The organism is Photobacterium sp. TY1-4 (assembly GCF_025398175.1).
Lineage (GTDB): Bacteria > Pseudomonadota > Gammaproteobacteria > Enterobacterales > Vibrionaceae > Photobacterium.
Genome location: NZ_CP099734.1, coordinates 2,435,746 through 2,454,317 on the forward strand (window position 1 = coordinate 2,435,746; position 18,572 = coordinate 2,454,317).

General features: G+C 52.3%; 17 protein-coding genes. 10 read left to right on the forward strand and 7 right to left on the reverse strand.

Translation table 11 applies throughout. From position 1 onward, the window contains the following. Positions 1-54 precede the first annotated feature (54 nt). Positions 55-1,443 (reverse strand): ATP-dependent RNA helicase DbpA, encoded by a 1,389-nt coding sequence (gene dbpA, locus NH461_RS11340; RefSeq protein ID WP_261600455.1) that lies wholly within the window; start codon positions 1,441-1,443, stop codon positions 55-57. Between the two features lie 333 nt (positions 1,444-1,776). Between dbpA and NH461_RS11345 the strand changes: the two genes are divergently transcribed. Further along, positions 1,777-2,448: a glutathione S-transferase family protein gene (locus tag NH461_RS11345; RefSeq protein WP_261600456.1), complete on the forward strand. Its 672-nt coding sequence runs from the start codon at positions 1,777-1,779 to the stop codon at positions 2,446-2,448. Here the strand turns inward: NH461_RS11345 and NH461_RS11350 are convergent, their stop codons facing one another. Beyond that, a complete protein-coding gene (locus NH461_RS11350) occupies positions 2,449-2,745 on the reverse strand; it encodes a YeaC family protein (protein WP_261600457.1) in 297 nt (98 codons plus the stop codon). Positions 2,746-3,065: 320 nt separating this feature from the next. Here NH461_RS11350 and NH461_RS11355 point away from each other — a divergent pair, with 320 nt between their 5' ends. Continuing rightward, positions 3,066-3,893, forward strand: coding sequence for a DUF2989 domain-containing protein (locus NH461_RS11355; RefSeq protein ID WP_315903221.1), 828 nt, complete (start codon positions 3,066-3,068; stop codon positions 3,891-3,893). A 58-nt stretch (positions 3,894-3,951) separates the two neighbouring features. Here the strand turns inward: NH461_RS11355 and msrB are convergent, their stop codons facing one another. Then, positions 3,952-4,353 carry a peptide-methionine (R)-S-oxide reductase MsrB gene (gene msrB, locus NH461_RS11360; RefSeq protein WP_261600458.1) on the reverse strand — a complete coding sequence of 134 codons (402 nt, stop codon included), beginning with the start codon at positions 4,351-4,353 and terminating at the stop codon, positions 3,952-3,954. A 350-nt stretch (positions 4,354-4,703) separates the two neighbouring features. Here msrB and gap point away from each other — a divergent pair, with 350 nt between their 5' ends. Both gap and NH461_RS11370 read left to right on the forward strand, forming a co-directional pair. Next, positions 4,704-5,699, forward strand: a complete 996-nt coding sequence (gap, locus tag NH461_RS11365; RefSeq protein ID WP_261600459.1) for a type I glyceraldehyde-3-phosphate dehydrogenase — start codon at positions 4,704-4,706, stop codon at positions 5,697-5,699. Between the two features lie 260 nt (positions 5,700-5,959). Then, a complete protein-coding gene (locus NH461_RS11370) occupies positions 5,960-6,838 on the forward strand; it encodes a D-hexose-6-phosphate mutarotase (protein ID WP_261600460.1) in 879 nt (292 codons plus the stop codon). A gap of 102 nt (positions 6,839-6,940) precedes the next feature. Here NH461_RS11370 and NH461_RS11375 read toward each other — a convergent pair whose 3' ends face one another. Then, on the reverse strand, positions 6,941-7,321 hold the full coding sequence (locus tag NH461_RS11375; protein WP_261600461.1) for a VOC family protein: 381 nt from the start codon (positions 7,319-7,321) through the stop codon (positions 6,941-6,943). A gap of 581 nt (positions 7,322-7,902) precedes the next feature. On the opposite strand from NH461_RS11375, the gene NH461_RS11380 reads away from it, so the two are divergent. The 3 genes from NH461_RS11380 to NH461_RS11390 are packed head-to-tail and all read left to right on the forward strand — an operon-like array spanning position 7,903 to position 12,709. Continuing rightward, on the forward strand, positions 7,903-9,837 hold the full coding sequence (locus tag NH461_RS11380) for a PrkA family serine protein kinase (RefSeq protein WP_261600462.1): 1,935 nt from the start codon (positions 7,903-7,905) through the stop codon (positions 9,835-9,837). A 37-nt stretch (positions 9,838-9,874) separates the two neighbouring features. Continuing rightward, positions 9,875-11,146 (forward strand): YeaH/YhbH family protein, encoded by a 1,272-nt coding sequence (locus NH461_RS11385; protein ID WP_261600463.1) that lies wholly within the window; start codon positions 9,875-9,877, stop codon positions 11,144-11,146. A gap of 30 nt (positions 11,147-11,176) precedes the next feature. Next, complete coding sequence (locus NH461_RS11390) at positions 11,177-12,709, forward strand: SpoVR family protein (RefSeq protein WP_261600464.1); 1,533 nt, start codon at positions 11,177-11,179, stop codon at positions 12,707-12,709. 87 nt (positions 12,710-12,796) lie between these two features. On the opposite strand, the gene fadR is transcribed toward NH461_RS11390, so the two are convergent. Continuing rightward, the gene (gene fadR, locus NH461_RS11395; RefSeq protein ID WP_261600465.1) at positions 12,797-13,648 is read right to left on the reverse strand and encodes a fatty acid metabolism transcriptional regulator FadR; all 852 of its coding nucleotides are present in this window, start codon (positions 13,646-13,648) and stop codon (positions 12,797-12,799) included. Between the two features lie 475 nt (positions 13,649-14,123). On the opposite strand from fadR, the gene nhaB reads away from it, so the two are divergent. Continuing rightward, positions 14,124-15,716: a Na(+)/H(+) antiporter NhaB gene (gene nhaB, locus NH461_RS11400; RefSeq protein ID WP_261600466.1), complete on the forward strand. Its 1,593-nt coding sequence runs from the start codon at positions 14,124-14,126 to the stop codon at positions 15,714-15,716. Positions 15,717-15,860: 144 nt separating this feature from the next. After that, positions 15,861-16,376, forward strand: a complete 516-nt coding sequence (dsbB, locus tag NH461_RS11405) for a disulfide bond formation protein DsbB (RefSeq protein WP_261600467.1) — start codon at positions 15,861-15,863, stop codon at positions 16,374-16,376. 118 nt (positions 16,377-16,494) lie between these two features. Here the strand turns inward: dsbB and NH461_RS11410 are convergent, their stop codons facing one another. Together NH461_RS11410 and NH461_RS11415 are read right to left on the reverse strand one after the other, a co-directional pair. After that, the gene (locus tag NH461_RS11410; RefSeq protein ID WP_261600468.1) at positions 16,495-16,899 is read right to left on the reverse strand and encodes a (deoxy)nucleoside triphosphate pyrophosphohydrolase; all 405 of its coding nucleotides are present in this window, start codon (positions 16,897-16,899) and stop codon (positions 16,495-16,497) included. Continuing rightward, positions 16,896-17,546, reverse strand: coding sequence for a YecA family protein (locus NH461_RS11415; RefSeq protein WP_261602893.1), 651 nt, complete (start codon positions 17,544-17,546; stop codon positions 16,896-16,898). Before NH461_RS11415 ends, NH461_RS11410 begins: the two co-directional genes overlap by 4 nt. Before the next feature lie 294 nt (positions 17,547-17,840). Between NH461_RS11415 and NH461_RS11420 the strand changes: the two genes are divergently transcribed. Next, on the forward strand, positions 17,841-18,518 hold the full coding sequence (locus NH461_RS11420; protein WP_410000109.1) for an NAD(P)H-binding protein: 678 nt from the start codon (positions 17,841-17,843) through the stop codon (positions 18,516-18,518). The last annotated feature ends 54 nt before the right edge of the window (positions 18,519-18,572 follow it).

Below are 18,572 nucleotides of genomic sequence, written 5' to 3' on the forward strand. Positions count from 1 at the left end.
AGAGCCAATCCCGCTGCTTTTTTTCAATCTCGATTCCAGCACTGAAACCCGGGATCAGTCCCGAATTTGTCGCACCCGGAATGTCCGGCCTTTCATCTTCCCTTTTTCCAGTTTTTTCAGGGCCCGCCGGGCAACATCCCGCTGCACAGCAACATAAGCACACTGATCAAAGACATTGATTTTTCCGACCTCGCTGCCCTGGATCCCCTGCTCGCCGGTCAACGCCCCCAGAATATCGCCCGGTCGAACTTTCTGCTTCTTCCCGCCCGCGATTTGCAAAGTGATCATCGCTGGCTGCACACTCGGCTCCGTCAACAAGTGGGATGATGGCAACGCCTCGCCTTCAATCGGCTGCTCCAGGTAGTCTTCCAGCAAAGCAACTTTGTAGTGCTCTTTATCACTGAACAGTGAACAGGCAATGCCCTTGCTGCCCGCACGGCCGGTCCGGCCAATGCGGTGGACATGAACCTCAACATCCCGCGCCAGATGATAGTTGATCACCGCATCCAAGGCATCAATATCTAACCCACGGGCTGCAACGTCGGTCGCCACCAGCACCGAGGCGCTCTTGTTGGCAAAACGCACCAGGGTCTGATCACGCTCACGCTGCTCCAGATCCCCGTGCAGCGCCAGTGCGCTGAAACCATAAGCATTCAGCTCATCGGCCACATCCTGTACTTCGCGCTTGGTATTACAGAATATCACCGCCGATTCGGGGCGATGGCACGCCAGCAACAGCCGCACGGCCATCATCCGGTCATCATTGCTGTCGACCTTGAAGAAGTGCTGCCGGATGCTGTGCTGATCATGGGTCGAAGCCACTTTGACCGTCACCGGATTCTCAAGAATCCGGCTGGCAATGGCCTGGATCTGAGCCGGGTAAGTCGCGCTAAACAGCAAGCCCTGACGACGCGCAGGAGCAGCATCGATAATCACATCCAAGCTGTCCTGGAACCCCATTTCCAGCATCCGGTCCGCCTCATCCAGCACCAGCAGATTCAGATGATCCAGATTGAGATAGCCTTTGCGGACATGCTCTTCCACCCGGCCCGGTGTTCCGACAATAATATGCGCGCCATGCTCCAAAGAGCCAATCTGCGGACCAAATGGCATCCCGCCGCACAGCGTCAGCACTTTGATATTATGAATCGCCCGCGCTAACCGGCGGATTTCCTTGGCCACCTGATCGGCCAGCTCACGGGTCGGACACAGCACCAGCGATTGTACCCGAAAGCGTTTAACATCCAGATGCTCCAACACCCCAAGCCCAAACGCCGCGGTTTTACCGGAGCCGGTTTTCCCCTGAGCAATCACATCTTTGCCCGCCAGAATATGCGGCAGGCTTTGCGCCTGAATCGGGGTCATGGTGTCATACCCCAACGAAGCGAGGTTGCTCAGCAGATCCGGTTTCAGATCCAAGGTGGAAAAATCAGTCTGGCTCACAGGCAGTATCCTTTATGGCGCCGCGCTCGATGGCGGAAAACAAGCTTTGCGCTTTTACGCAAATTGAAGGGCAGCGACACTACCAGCCTTTGGTGAAAAAAGATACATCTTCGAGGGTGACCCACCCTCTTTTTGTCCATTCACATGGTGAAAACACCAAGACAGCGACAACTGCGTCACGACTGTCCAATAGCATCCGCAAATCTCTTTCCCCGGCATCCTCCCTCAATACATCCGTCCCGATGGCGGCACTTACATCGCGAAGCGGCACCCATTGTTGCCAGAGCCAACTACACTTTCACTATTCATGGTCACAACAGGCACGCAAGCTTTATGATTCTTCACGGCTCTTCCATCTCTCCCTTTGTCCGAAAAATTATGCTCGCGCTCGCCTATAAAGGGCTCCCTTATGAGCTCCAACCCCTGAATCCGTACCTGGAGAAAGAACTGGCGCTCAAACGCCACCCCCTCGGGAAGGTCCCGGTACTGGAGCACGACGGGGTTTCCGTCATCGACTCCACCGTGATTGCCCACTATCTGGATGATCTCTGCCCGGTGCCGCCCCTCTATCCCGGCTCCGCTCAGGCCCGGGCGAAAATACGCTGGCTCGAAGAATATGCCGATACCCGGCTGACCTCACTGATCGGCGGTGTACTGTTTTACCAAAAAATCATGCGGGGCAAGATGCTGAATAAGGAAGTCGATGAGGACGCCATCGAACAGTGTCTGACCCACCACCTGCCGCAGGCACTGCGCTATCTGGAAGAGCAATTGCCCGAATCCGGCTATGTGACGCCGCAGCTTTCCATGGCGGAAATCAGTTTATGGAGTGTTTGTCGCAGTGGTTGGATGGCGGGGCTGAGGCTGAGCCAGTACCCGCGGTTGCAGGTATATCTGGCAGCCATTGAACAAGAGCCATGGGTGGCAAATTTGATGGGCGAGGAAGACCATGAGCTCCGCAGCTTTTATTGCGAGCCCATGATTTATCACAATCACCTCAGCTGATCAGAGCTGATCGTGCTCAAAGCGGGCAATGTCATTCGGCGCCGGGGTCTCATCAATCCCGAAATCGCGCTTCAGCTCCGCCTTCGACTTAAACATAATATCGCCACCGGCAGCGACTGACATATGCTCCGCCTCAGTGTTATGACGGGACTGGTAAATCATCATCGCCTGCATCGCCGCATCCCGCTGCTCCGGGGTCAGCGGTGTGCCGTCAGGCCATTTACCAATTTCAACTGCGGTCGAAATCCGTTGAAAGACTTCCGGGGTCATTGCTTGTAGTAATTGTTCGAGTTCCATTTGCAGGCTTCCTGTCCAATGGCTAAAATGCCACCAGACTCTTGCTGATTCGATAAGACAGGCAGGCAGTAATACCAATTTCGCCCCTTGGCGCCAACTAACAATCGCGAATTTGTTTCTTCGATCACAATGTAGACGCTCCGACGACGGGCATGACGTGCTAAGGCACGTATGCAATCGGGTAAGATTAATCGCAGCCCGGATCCGGTCGCCTTTTCATTGAACATGGTGCATCTGGTGATACGCGTCGGATGCCGAGAGAAACCAATATTGTATGCTCTTCACCGAGCAACATGGAACCCTGACGCAATCAATTTCTTATGATGAAGAACCGAGTCTTGACGACAACGCAACGACTATACCTTTCAGTCGCCTGCCTGACCCTGCTGGGCGGGTGTTTTGATCGACATCGCTCAACCGACAGTTTGTGTCAGGATCATCCTGAAATTTGCGCCAATACCAATCTCAACGATGGCCAGTGCCGGCTACAACGGACCCAGTTGATCTGGCAGCGCTATGATGTGCTGCAAAATCCAACCGATGAAGAGCAGTTTAAAGAGCTGAAATTTACTTACGCTTATCAGAAATGCCTGGAATACGCCGCCCGAATTGAACCGACCGAGCTGAAAGAGCGCAAGACAATGCGAACCCGGGCGCTGATCCACAGCTATGAGGATATTCGTCGGCTGTCCGAAGCCCTGGCTGACTCGACCGATCCGCAAATCATTTATTACCGCTGGAGCCAGGGTGACAAGCGTGCCCTGCGTCAATTCCTACAACTGGAAGGAACCCCAGCACTTGAAACGCCGGAGTTACAACTGGCGCTGGCCACCTTCTATACCGAAGTCGATAAAGAAAAAACCATTCAGCTACTGAAGCACGCCCTGGAGCTCCATACCGGTGAGCAGCCGATTCAACCGGAGATCATCCAATCGCTCGCGACATTATCCCACCAGACCGAGTCCGCCACGGAAGCTTATTTATGGGCCAAAATCGGCACTGATCTCGGCGCATCCGTCGCCAGCCAGGAAAAGCTGAACAACTTCTATCCGATGACTGACGAAGAGCGCCAACGTTTGGACGAGAAAGCGCTGCAAGTCGCCAAATCAATTCGTCGCGGCAAGTTCCGCGCCGAACTGGTCCAGTAAATAAGCCAAACGGGTCCAATTAACAGGCTCTGCCTGATCCGAAGTCCCAATCAGGGGCTTATTCCCCCTCAGATGATTCACCGTTAAAAATGAGGGACACGGAGTTCACACAGTAACGCTCACCTGTCGTCGGCGGCCCGTCGGGAAACACATGCCCGAGGTGGCTGTCGCATTCGGCACAACGAATTTCAATCCGGTGCATGCCATGGCTGTGATCTTCCAGATAACGGATCGCCTCAGGGCGGATCGGCGCATCAAAACTCGGCCAGCCGCAACCCGAATCAAATTTGTGCTCAGAACTGAACAAGGCCGCTTCACAGCAGGTGCAGTGGTATCGCCCGGTTTCACGGTTATGGAGCAACGTTCCGGAGAACGGTGGTTCGGTCCCACGCTCCCGACAAATATGGTACTGCTCAGCAGTTAGCTTATCACGCCAATAAGTGTCTGATTTATCTGACATCTAACGTCTTACCTTTTTTATTTCTGTCTGTCATCCCAGCAAATGAAGTTGCCAATGTCCGAAACTGTGGCACATACTTTTTGCTCGAAAGGTTTTTACATTTATTCACCTCATTTAAGCATATTTTCGTGCGTGGAGGGGGTGATATTAAAAGTTAGCAACAGCAATGGTGGATATTTATACATACCTTGTATGAATATTCATCGTTGTAGAAGGAATGTAAAAAAAATCCGAACTTTTTTTTGACCTCACGCAATTTAAGTTCGTTTTTGGCTTGCAGGGTCTCTCAAGATTCTGTAATTTTACTACCAGTTATCTTTCATTAGAAATTAAGTTGTGGAGCAACTGTAATGACTATCAAAGTAGGTATTAACGGTTTTGGCCGTATTGGACGTTTCGTATTCCGCGCTGCTCAAGAGCGTAACGACATCGAAGTTGTGGGCATCAACGACCTGATCGACGTTGAATACATGGCTTATATGCTGAAATACGATTCAACGCACGGTCGCTTCAACGGCACTGTTGAAGTTGAAGGTGGTAACCTGATCGTCAACGGTAAAACTGTACGTGTAACCGCTGAGCGTAACCCGACTGAACTGAAGTGGGACGAAATCGGTGTTGACGTTGTCGCTGAAGCAACTGGTATCTTCCTGACTGACGAAACTGCACGTCAGCACATCACTGCTGGTGCGAAGAAAGTTGTTCTGACTGGCCCATCTAAAGACGCAACACCAATGTTCGTGATGGGTGTAAACCATCAGTCTTACGCTGGCCAAGACATCGTTTCTAACGCGTCTTGTACCACTAACTGTCTGGCACCAATCGCTAAAGTCCTGAACGACAAGTTCGGCATTGAGTCTGGTCTGATGACAACTGTTCACGCAACGACTGCAACTCAGAAAACTGTTGACGGTCCTTCTGCGAAAGACTGGCGTGGTGGCCGTGGTGCTTCTCAGAACATCATCCCATCTTCAACTGGTGCAGCGAAAGCTGTCGGCGTTGTGCTTCCAGAACTGAACGGCAAGCTGACTGGTATGGCTTTCCGCGTCCCAACTGCGAACGTTTCTGTGGTTGACCTGACTGTAAACCTGAAAGAAGGCGCATCTTACGAAGCTATCTGTGCAGCGATGAAAGAAGCTTCTGAAGGCGAGCTGAAAGGCGTTCTGGGTTACACTGAAGATGCAGTTGTTTCTCAAGACTTCATCGGTGAAGTTCAAACTTCTGTATTCGATGCTAAAGCGGGTATCGCCCTGACCGACAAATTCGTGAAAGTTGTATCTTGGTACGACAACGAAATCGGTTACTCAAACAAGGTCCTGGACCTGATTGCACACATCTCTAAGTAATTCTGATTGAGATAGTGAATAAAAGGCAGCGTAAAGCTGCCTTTTTTGTATCTGATTCGCCCATTCGGTGACCAATCCAAACTAAAATTTGCGTCCAAGATGTCAAACACAGCAATAAAATTAACAAATATTTTTGAAATATTACTGATATTTTTTAATTAAAATTAAGTTTGTCATTTATTGGTGCTAACTTTCAAAACGTTCAATAACCCGTCAATAAGCTGCGACTTTGCTTCTGATCACGAGTAAGGAAGAATTCGATGGATTTACGTAACCTTTCAACAATTTCAGTATTATCCGATGCAATCACCGTGTGCGACTACCAAGGCATAAAGCTCCTGCGAATCCAACATCCGCAGGCTGAAGCCGGCATTTCCCTGCACGGTGGTCATTTGGTTTGGTACAAACCGGCTGGGGAATCCGCTGTGATCTGGCTGAGCGAGAAAGCGGAATTTGATCCTCAAAAAGCCATTCGCGGGGGGATCCCTGTGTGCTGGCCCTGGTTCGGTAAAGCGGCCACACCATCCCACGGCTTTGCCCGGCTCAGCGACTGGGCTCTCAAAGAACATCGCGAAAACGACCATGGGGTGATCATCAGTCTGACCCTCAAAGCCGACGAAACCACCCAGGCGCTCTGGCCACACCAATTCTGCACTGAACTGACATTTGAAATCGGCCGTGAATTGCACGTTAGCCTGACCTCGACCAATACCGATACCCATGCCTGGTCGTTCAGCGGCGCCCTGCATACCTATTTCACGGTGGGTGATATCCGGGAAACAAGCATCACCGGCATGGGTCAGACCTACCTCGACAGCACCCAAGACGACATTACTTGTGACGGTGAAGCCGTTTTGCAATTCAGCGGAGAGACCGATCGCGTCTATACCTCACCGGAAAGCCCGGTGGTGATCCACGACGCCCGTAACCAGCGCCAGATCCAGGTCAGAAATCAGGGACATGATTGCGCCGTTATTTGGAACCCATGGCAGGCGCTCTCCACCAGCATGGCTGACATGGCGGATAACAGCTTCGAAACTATGGTCTGCGTCGAATCCACAATCCATGAATCCCCGATTGAACTGGTACCAGGTGCCTGCCATACCCTCAGTACGCACATCAAAGTTCATCGCGATTAACCCCGATACCACTGACATTGTCATCCATGGCCTGCTGTTTGCACGTCCGTCTGCGATGTAACCAAGCGGCTGGCTGGGGCCGTCATCCGGGCAACCAGCAGCTCAAGCCTGCATCTGCACGTTGGCTTCAATCAGGACCCAACCATTCCCATCGGGATCATTAAAGGTTGCAAACCGCCCTCCGACGAGGGTGACAATATCAGACAGCGTCACCCCCCGACGGCTTAGCTCTTGGTGTGTTTTCTGGATGTCATCAGTCTGAACCACTAAGCCCTGGACCGAGCCTGCCGCCATCCCGCCAAAGGGTTTGACCAGGCTGATCGTCGTTTCTGCCCCTTTCGGCGCCAGTTGGATCCAGCGCTGATGGTTTTCGCCGTGGTGATCTCGGATCAGCTCAAATCCCAAGGCATCCCGATAAAACCACAGGGCCTGTCGCTGATCCGAAACCGGAATCGATACCGTATCCACCCGTGAAATCGCCATTGAATTGCTCCCCCAGCACTGCTTACAGATCTAGCTTAATCCAGCACAGCTGACTTGTGCCCGAAATCCTCCCGGGATCGCATTTTTTTGACATCCTAACCCCACGGCACCACGCACAATTTATTCGACACGCTTGGCAAAATACCCGGCAATTTGAAGAGATATCGCCCTATTCGCCACAGGTTCCGGCAAAAAGCGATCTCCAACCAAAGAAAATCCAAGTAATGAGATTTTCACACGATGCAACCCATTACACTCAGCGAATCAGCCTGTCACCTCAAGTTTAAAACTGATCTTGCGCTAATAATTCCACCCCCACCAAACAGTTACATTTAAGCAACAATACCACCCCCTTTTTTTCAAGAATTCCCCTTGCGCATCCCGATTTATAGGAGGATAGTAGAAGTGTGTTCAATAATTGACCGCCGCGTCAGCTCAACATGAAAGGGAAATTTAGTTTATAAACCAACAACTCAGTGAAGCAATTTGATCAGTTAGGACTAGTCTTAACATTGAGGGATGTGAAAGTTATTTGTTTTCGTCCTTTCTAATTGATTGAAGAACGATTCAGGGGGCATACCATGAGTATTTTTGACCACTATCGTCAACGCTATGAAGAAAGCAAGGATGAAGAGCTTTCATTGCAGGAATTCCTTGAGATCTGTCGGAACGACCGCAGTGCCTATGTCAATGCTGCTGAACGTTTGCTGATGGCTATCGGCGAACCCGAAATGATTGACACCGCTCAGGACCCGCGCTTGAGCCGAATTTTCTCTAACCGCGTAATTTCTCGCTATAAAACCTTCGAAGATTTCTATGGCATGGAAGATGCAATTGAACAAATCGTCTCCTACCTGAAACACGCCGCGCAAGGTCTGGAAGAGCGGAAACAAATCCTCTACCTGCTGGGTCCAGTCGGTGGTGGTAAATCCTCTCTGGCCGAGAAACTAAAAAGCCTGATGCAAAAAGTACCGGTCTATGTCCTCACGGCGAATGGCGAGCGCAGCCCGGTGAACGATCACCCGTTCTGTCTGTTTGACAAACACGAAGACGGGGATCTGCTGAGCAAAGAATACGGTATTCCACAGCGCTATCTGAACAACATTATGTCGCCTTGGGCTGCCAAACGCCTGCATGAATTCGGCGGCGATATTACCAAGTTCAAAGTGGTCAAAGTCCGCCCATCAATTCTTGACCAGGTCGGGATTGCCAAAACCGAACCGGGCGATGAAAACAACCAGGACATCTCTTCGCTGGTTGGTAAAGTCGACATCCGCCAACTGGAGCATTTTGCCCAGGATGACCCGGATGCCTACAGCTACTCCGGTGCCTTGTGTAAAGCCAACCAGGGCCTGATGGAGTTCGTCGAGATGTTCAAGGCACCGCTGAAAGTACTGCACCCCTTACTGACGGCGACCCAGGAAGGCAACTATAACGGGACCGAAGGCCTGTCTGCTCTGCCTTTCGACGGCATTATTCTGGCCCACTCCAATGAATCGGAATGGCAGACCTTCCGCAACAACAAGAACAACGAGGCCTTCCTCGACCGGGTTTATATCGTCAAAGTGCCTTACTGTCTGCGGGTGTCCGAAGAGATTAAAATCTACGAGAAGCTGCTGCAAAACAGTGAACTGTCTGCGGCACCATGCTCCCCGAGCACCTTGGGTATCCTGGCTCGGTTCACGGTGCTGTCACGTCTGAAAGAGCCTGAAAACTCAAGCATTTATTCGAAAATGCGGGTGTATGACGGTGAAACGCTGAAAGATACCGATCCGAAAGCCAAATCGTACCAGGAATACCGCGATTATGCCGGTGTGGACGAAGGGATGGCCGGTCTGTCAACCCGATTCGCCTTCAAGATCCTGTCCCGGGTCTTCAACTTCGATCACTCCGAAGTGGCGGCTAACCCGGTGCACCTGTTCTATGTGCTGGAGCAGCAAATTGAACGTGAGCAGTTCCCGCAGGATTTGGCCGAGAAGTACCTGGAGCACCTGAAAGGCTATCTGATCCCGAAATACGTCGAGTTTATCGGCAAAGAGATCCAAACCGCATATCTCGAGTCGTACTCTGAGTACGGTCAGAATATCTTTGACCGCTACGTCAGCTATGCGGACTTCTGGATCCAGGATCAGGAATACCGTGATCCGGAAACCGGGCAACTGTTTGACCGGTCCGCCCTGAACAACGAGCTGGAAAAAATCGAGAAACCAGCCGGGATCAGCAACCCGAAAGACTTCCGAAACGAGATTGTCAACTTCGTACTGCGTGCCCGTGCCAGCAATGCGGGTAAAAATCCGAACTGGACCAGCTACGAGAAGCTGCGCACTGTGATCGAGAAGAAAATGTTCTCCAACACAGAAGAGCTGCTGCCAGTGATCTCCTTTAATGCCAAAACGTCCACCGAAGAGCAGAAGAAACATGACGACTTCGTGGCTCGGATGATGGAAAAAGGCTATACCCGCAAGCAGGTTCGCCTGCTGTCCGAATGGTATCTGCGTGTCCGTAAATCATCATAACGGCCACAGCAGAATGGGATGAAGAAGGGGGGAGCTTATGGGGCACTTTATCGACCGAAGGCTCAACGGTAAGAACAAAAGCACAGTGAACCGCCAACGTTTCCTGCGCCGCCATAAACAGCAAATCAAAGAGTCGATTGCTGATGCGGTCAACAAGCGCTCGATCACTGATGTGGAAAGCGGGGAAGATATTACCATTCCTTCCCGGGATATCCGCGAGCCCAGCTTTCACCAAGGACGGGGTGGACAACGGGAAGTTGTCCACCCGGGGAATGACCAGTTCAGTCCCGGCGATCGTATTGAGCGCCCCCAAGGCGGGGCGGGTCAAGGCGGGGCCGGTGAAGGACAGGCCAGTCCCGACGGTGAAGGACAGGATGAGTTTGTGTTTCAAATCTCCAAAGACGAATACCTGGATCTGCTGTTTGAAGATCTGGAGTTGCCGAATTTGGAGAAAAACCAGCTCAATAAAATTGTGGAGTGGAAAACTTTCCGCTCCGGGTTCAAATCGACCGGTGTTCCGGCCAATATTGCCATTATCAAATCACTTCAGAACTCGTTGGCCCGGCGTACGGCGATGACCGCCGCCAAGCGACGCCAGTTACGGGAGCTGGAGCAAGCGCTTGACCACCTGATGACCACCGAGCCGGCGCAGCCGCTTGAAGAAGATCGGGTGAAAAAAGAAATCCTGGTATTGCGCGAGAAAATCAGTCGTGTGCCGTTCATCGATACCTTCGATTTACGGTACAAAAACTACGAGCGCCGGCCGCAACCAACCAGCCAGGCAGTAATGTTTTGTCTGATGGACGTCTCCGGCTCAATGGATCAGGCCACCAAAGATATGGCCAAACGCTTTTATATTTTGTTGTACCTGTTCCTCAACCGGACCTATAAAAACGTGGACGTGGTGTTTATTCGTCACCACACCCAGGCCAAAGAGGTTGATGAGCATGAGTTCTTCTACTCGCAGGAAACCGGGGGCACCATTGTTTCCAGCGCCTTGCGACTGATGGACGAGATCATCAAGAAACGCTATTCACCGGCTGAGTGGAACATCTATGCCGCGCAGGCCTCAGACGGCGATAACTGGGCTGATGATTCTCCGGGTTGCCGTGAGCTGCTGGACAAGCATATTCTGCCGCTCAGCCGCTACTACGCCTACATCGAGATCACCCGCCGGGCGCATCAGACCCTGTGGCGGGAGTACGAAGCCCTGCAGGCCGGCCATGGCAACTTTGCGATGCAGAACATAAGGAGTGTGGAAGACATCTTCCCGGTATTCCGGGAGCTATTTAAAAAGCAAGTTAGTTAGATGTCAGCAAGCGCTATAGGGGAGTGTGTTATGGTTACAACCACTAAGTCAAAAACACTCAGTGACGGTCCGGATTGGACGTTTGACCTGCTTGAGCAGTATCACACGGAAATTAAACGCGTCGCCGATTTTTATCGTCTCGACGCTTATCCAAACCAAATCGAGATCATCACTGCCGAGCAAATGATGGATGCCTATTCCAGTATCGGGATGCCCATCAACTACCATCACTGGTCTTTCGGTAAACGCTTTATTGAAACCGAGCGCGGATACAAGCACGGCCAAATGGGTCTGGCCTATGAGATTGTGATCAACTCCGACCCCTGTATCGCTTACCTGATGGAAGAAAATACCATCACCATGCAGGCATTGGTCATGGCCCATGCCTGCTATGGCCATAACTCGTTTTTCAAAGGCAACTACCTGTTTAAAGCCTGGACCGATGCCAGCTCCATCATTGATTACCTGCTGTTTGCCCGCAAATACATCACCGAGTGCGAGGAAAAGTACGGGGTGGATGATGTCGAGAAGCTGCTGGACTCCTGCCACGCCCTGATGAACTACGGGGTCGACCGCTACAAACGACCGCAAAAAATCTCACTGGTTGAGGAGAAAGCCCGCCAGAAAGCCCGTGAAGATTATTTGCAGACCCAGGTAAATGCGCTGTGGCGCACGATTCCGGTTCATGAAGAGAAAGAAAACAAAACGGAAGAGTACCGCTTCCCGGAAGAGCCGCAGGAAAATATCCTGTACTTTATTGAAAAGCACGCTCCGTTACTGGAGCCCTGGCAGCGGGAGCTGGTCCGGATCGTGCGGAAGATCAGCCAGTACTTCTATCCGCAGAAACAAACCCAGGTGATGAACGAAGGCTGGGCTACCTTCTGGCACTACACCATTCTCAACCACCTGTACGATGAGGGCCTGGTCACCGATCGCTTCATCATTGAGTTTTTACACAGCCACACCAATGTGGTGGCGCAACCGGACTATAACAGCCCCTACTACAGCGGCATCAACCCGTATGCGCTGGGCTTTGCCATGTTCCAGGATATTCGCCGGATCTGCGAAAACCCAACGGAGGAAGATAAATACTGGTTCCCGGATATTGCCGGCTCCGGCTGGCTGGAGACCGTGCACTTTGCGATGGAGAACTTCAAGGACGAGAGCTTTATCAGCCAGTACCTGTCGCCGAAAGTGATGCGGGACTTTAAGTTTTTCGCGGTCGAAGATGATGATCGACACAACTATGTCGAAGTCAGCGCGATCCATAATGAGGAAGGCTACCGGGCTATTCGGGAAAAATTGTCATCTCAGTACAACCTGAGCAACAACGAACCCAATATCCAGGTGTGGAATGTGGCACTGAAGGGGGATCGCTCCCTGACGTTGCGCTATGTGCCGCACAATCGGATCCCGCTGGCCGACAGCCATGCAGAAGTGCTCAAGCATTTATACCGCTTGTGGGGATTTGATGTGGTCCTGGAGGAAGAATTGCCGGACGGCAGAACCCAGATCCTCAGTACCTGCCCGAACCGCAGCAGCCAGTACAGCGCCGATATCTGATCCCGGACCATCTGGTGCCGGATAAACTAAAGGAGATGCCTCGGCATCTCCTTTCTTCTACACGTCCTATCAGGTTATCTGCGGCAATTATTGCTCTTCTTCAACCAGATAGCGAGCAATTTCAAGGCGGTTGCTGTACCAAATCGCCCCACTCTCACGACCGTACTTCTTGATTCGCTCGCCCACCAGCTCAGGCTGGTTGTTATCGCACAGCGCCTTCATATCCCGGTAGAAAGCCAAAGCCAATTCGCAGGCTTCTTTCGACATGAAGTAGTAACCACCAACACGGGTATAGATTTTTCGCAAGCCGTTAATCGTCAACACGTACAACGTGTTGCCAGACTTCGCCGCCATCCCCTGGAACATCCGGTAATCATAGTAGTTAAACGCCCGGGCACGGCAAATTGCTTCGCACAGCTCCGGCTGCTCTTTGCCATACTTGTCGGTGATTTTCTTCACTTCCTGCATCAGCTGCTCTTGCTCTTCGCTTGCTTCAGCGTACGCAGCAAAGCTGTCGACCGCCAGCAAAGATTCACAAGCGTTAATCACTTTGTCCAACAGCTGACTGGCTTCTTCCCGGTTCCCTTTCACCGCATAGCGCATATAAACGCTGCTGATGTCGGTTCGGGCTGACAGCAGATCTTCCAAAACGCCCTGCACATCCTGACCATCCAACGTGATCAGGGTATCCAGAATGCTCAGGCCCGAAGTATCCATATAGTTATTCACACGGGTTGGTTTCCCGTGCTGAATAGTCAGCCAACCATCACGGGCGAGGCGTTGCAGCACCTCACGCAGCGTGGTCCGCGTGACACCGATCAACTCCGACAATTCACGCTCTGCCGGTAAAATGGAACCTTGCGGGAAGTGATTATTCCAGATACTTTCAATGATATATTTCTCAGCAAACGTTGCTGGGCTATCCGCCTTTATAACCATCTGATTATTTATCCAATTGCTTCTTGCTTAATATTTATTAACTCATCATACCACTAGTTAAGCCAATGAAGAAACTTTGAGGCACTTGTAAACGCGATGTTTGACGTTGCTCTGATAAATTTGACTATGCTCAATGTTTCCTTTGAATTGTAAGAAAATATTTCAGTTCATGGTAATCTAGCCACGTTTTGCTGTCGTTTAGTGACGAGTTTTCAATTAATACAAGATGCCCACTTTTCGCCCCTTGACTGATCTAGATCAAAAGGTAGAGTGAGCACGATTTTAACGGGAGCTGAACGGATGCTGCTGCCTGCTTTAAGTGAAACACTCTGATCGTCAAGGCTTTTCACTTAAAGGGTCTCTAAAGAACAATCGCCGATGATATGGCCGACTTTCAGACAGCAAGGGCAAGATAGCGTCCGGTTCAATCTAATGTCGCACATATTTATGCATTTATAATAAGAGACCGACCACCATGGCTATTTCGTTAGGGAACGCCTTTATCAAGAATTTTTTGGGTAAGGCCCCCGACTGGTACAAACTGGCAATCGTTGCCTTTCTGATCATCAACCCGATCGTCTTTTTCCTCATCGATCCCTTTGTCGCCGGCTGGCTGTTGGTAGTCGAGTTTATCTTTACCCTGGCCATGGCTCTCAAGTGCTATCCCCTGCAACCTGGTGGATTGCTGGCCATTGAAGCCGTTGCCATCGGGATGACCAGCCCGGAGCAGGTCAAACACGAATTGGTCGCGAACATTGAGGTGCTGTTGCTGCTGATCTTCATGGTCGCCGGCATCTACTTCATGAAGCAGCTGCTGCTGTTCATGTTCACCAAAATCCTGATCAGCATTCGCTCGAAGACCTTGCTTTCGCTGTCCTTTGTTGTCATGGCCGCGTTTCTGTCCGCTTTCCTGGATGCCTTGACCGTCATCGCGGTGGTGATCAGCGTCACCATTGGTTTCTACAGCATTTACCACAAGGTTGCTTCCGGCCGTGAACCCCATGCCAGCCACGACCACACGACCGACCAGCATATCCGCGAAGTCAGTCGGAACGACCTGGAAAACTACCGGGCCTTCCTGCGCAGCCTGCTGATGCATGCCGGGATCGGGACCGCGCTGGGTGGCGTCATGACCATGGTCGGCGAACCACAGAACCTGATCATTGCCGATCAGGCCGGCTGGCTGTTCGGCGAATTTATCCTTCGCATGGCTCCTATCACCGTACCAGTCTTTATCTGTGGTGTGATCACCACAGTACTGGTCGAGAAATTCCAAATCTGCGGCTATGGCGCCAAACTGCCGGAAAACGTTCGTAAAATCCTGGTTGATTTCGATAACGAAGAGCGTAAAAACCGGACCAATCTGGATTATGCCAAGCTGGCGATTCAGGTCGTGATTGCGGTCTGGCTGATTGTCGGACTGGCCATGCACCTGGCCGCGGTTGGTTTGATCGGCCTGACGGTCATCATCCTGGCAACCTCATTTACCGGGATCACCGAAGAGCATGCCCTGGGTAAGGCATTCGAAGAAGCCCTACCGTTTACAGCCCTGTTGGCGGTGTTCTTCTCCATCGTCGCAGTAATCATTGACCAGAAGCTGTTTGCGCCCATCATTCATATGGTGCTGAGCCTGGAAGGCAACGCACAGATGACCATGTTCTACATTGCCAACGGCCTGCTGTCGATGGTGTCTGACAACGTGTTTGTCGGTACGGTTTACATCAACGAAGTAAAATCAGCCCTGCTCGAAGGTGCCATCACCCGCGACCAGTTCGATATGCTGGCGGTTGCCATCAACACCGGTACCAACCTGCCTTCGGTTGCGACCCCGAATGGTCAGGCTGCTTTCCTGTTCGCCTTGACCTCGGCGCTGGCGCCGTTGATCCGTCTCTCTTACGGCCGGATGGTCTACATGGCGCTGCCGTATACGCTGGTCCTGTCCATGGTCGGCCTGGCCGGAATTGAGTTTATGCTGGTGCCAATGACCGACTGGTTCTATGACATGGGTTGGCTGACACAACACGCCGCGGAAGCTGTATCACATATTGCTCCGGTCTCTGGACATTAAGGGAATCTTTCGTAAAGATAAGTGTCGGATTAAACGATTCAAGGCCCTGATTCATCAGGGCCTTCTTTTAATACCTTCGCGTGAATCAGGCCACCCGCCAATCGGTGTGCAACACGCGGGTATAACCTTGAGCGAGAATATTCGATGCAATTTCTGAATTCATTTTCCAAAAGTCGCCTCTCCTGGGGACTACTGCTGCTGTTTGTCATCTTCTTTGAAGCCTGCGCACTGTTCTTTCAGCATGTCATGAAGCTTGATCCGTGCGTCATGTGCATTTATGAACGGGTTGCCATGCTAGGTGTCGGACTCGCTGCCCTGATCGGTTTGATCGCCCCGCAGAACCTCGTCTTCCGTTGGCTCGGACTGGCTGGCTGGGGCGCCAGTGCCTACTGGGGTTTATCGCTGGCCAATGAACATGTCGGTTACCAGTTCAACCCGTCCCCATTTGCCACCTGCGATCTGTTCGTCCGTTTTCCGGAATGGGCGCCGCTGAACCAATGGGTGCCGTGGATGTTTGAAGCCACCGGGGATTGCAGCAAAGTTGTCTGGACGTTTCTGGGCCAGTCGATGCCGCAGTGGCTGGTGATTATTTTCGCCGCCAATCTGATCGCCCTGGCGGTGATTGTGCTTGCCCAGTTTTTCAACAAGAAAACCGCTTAATCATCCCAACAAATCCGGTCGACGAGATTTTGTCGCGACCCAAGATCAAAACGGCGCCCCTGAGTTCAGGGGCGCCGTTTTTCATCCTCGCGGGATCCATCACAACAAACATCAACGCTTAGCGATGCAGCAGCGCTTCAACAATCGGTAAATCAGCCGGACACAAGGCGTATTCGGCCATCTCACCGGCCTGAACCCAAACCGCATCCTGATGGCTGTGCAGCTTGAGCTCTCCGGCCTGCCAGTGGCTTAAATAGCCTTTCAGGTGGATCACCTTGTCGCCATAATCAAACACGCTGTCAGCCAGCCAACACCCCGTTCGGGTGGTAATGGCCAGCTCTTCAAACAACTCCCGTTCCAAGGCCTGCTCCGGCGTCTCACCCTGTTCGACTTTCCCACCCGGAAACTCCCACAGATTCGCCTGGCTTGCATCAACCGGGCGCTGAGCCAGTAGGTACTGCCCGGCTTTTTCAATCACCCCGGCCACAACCAGGATCTCGGTTTTTCCGTCCGCTCGGCTCATGACTGGCCGCAGCACTGTTTGAATTTTTTACCGCTCCCGCACGGGCAGGCATCATTCCGGCCGACGCTTTTATACGGGTTGACGGCCTGCGCACCACCGCCTTGTTGCAACTCATCGGCGGCCATCACGACCTCATTGAGCATCAAGCCGAGTTGCGGGTACAGGGCCTGCGGCGCCGGCATTCCTTCGACGCCCGCTTCCTGCATTTGTGCCAGGGTCGCTTCTTCGTCGACCAGCAGCATGCAAGTGGTCAGCAGTGCCGACAACATCCGCATCGTCCCGTCAGAAACCGGCTGCTCGGCCCAGTTTGGTTCAATAGAGGGCCATACCGACAGAAAACCCTCGGCAAAATAGCGCAGTTCGTCCGTCACCCCGGTATCCGCCTGCCAACATACGGCTTGCGGCAATTGATACTCACCCGCTTTCATTCGGCAATACTGTAACTCGAAATGGGCCAGCAGCGCTTTCTTCTGTGCTTCCGGCAACAACACCGGTGCTTCTTCGACCACGCCTCCGGTGATCAGCACCGGCAGCCAGACATCCGGCTCCGTCGGCTTTGGGTTCGCGTTCGCGGCAAGTAGTGCGCCTTCAATAAAGGAAGCCGGCATGCCTTCCCAGTCCGCAGGTAATGTTACTAATTCTGTCATCATCATCCGATTCATTCGGCTATCTTGAGTAAGCACAAATTATACACGGAAGCGCCAGTAGCAACAGCCTTGCTCCCCTTCGCCGCGGCACTGGCAGCAAGAGGCAAAAACGTGAGGCAGCGCGACATATTCCCTGTTGAATTTTCATGCAGTTATCGGCAAAAATGAAGCAGTTATCCGCATCAGGACGCTGCTATGCCGTACGAAACCATACCACATGGAGCAAAGCCACATAGAGCAATGCCACATGGAGCAACACCACACGGAGTGATTCCTTACGGACAAGCCAACGCGATGATTGCCGGTGCCAGCGGACTCGTTGGCGATGAGCTGTTGCATCAACTGCTGGCCAATGACCAGTTCAGGAAAATCTACGCCCTTTCCCGGCGTCAGTTGCCATTTCACAGTAAAAAACTGACCCAGATAATCCACCCCGAACTTCGGGTCACCGAATGGGACGCTGCCGATCCGGTGCCAACTGTCGGGTTTATCTGCCTCGGGACCACCAAAAAACAAGCCGGCAGTCGCCAGGCACTGGAGGCTGTCGATGTTGACTTAGTGAAGGCCGTCGCGACCACAATGCAAATGCTCGGCGTCAAGCACCTGGTGGTGATCTCCAGCTTATTTGCCTGCCCATGGTCGCCGTCACACTATTTACGCTGCAAAGGAAAGATGGAAAAAGCTCTGCGGCGTATGGGGTTCCAGCACTGTGTATTTGTCCGTCCCGGCCCGCTGCAAGGGGAGCGGCCTGTGCCGCGTCAAGACGAGCAACTGGTACAATGGCTGTTCAACGCAATTCAACCGCTCGCTATCGGACCGCTCGCCCATCTGCGCCCGATCCCCGCTGAGCAGGTCGCTGCAGCCATGATGAATTTATCCCTGCTGGTGCTGGACAACCGGACCTTGCCCCCCGTCACGATCACAGGCGGTAAACACCTGGTCACTGCGGCCCAGCCTCTCCGTGCGGACTAGGTGACAAGCCCGGGTTTACGCACTACAATCTCGCCCCTTATCCCAGACGATACG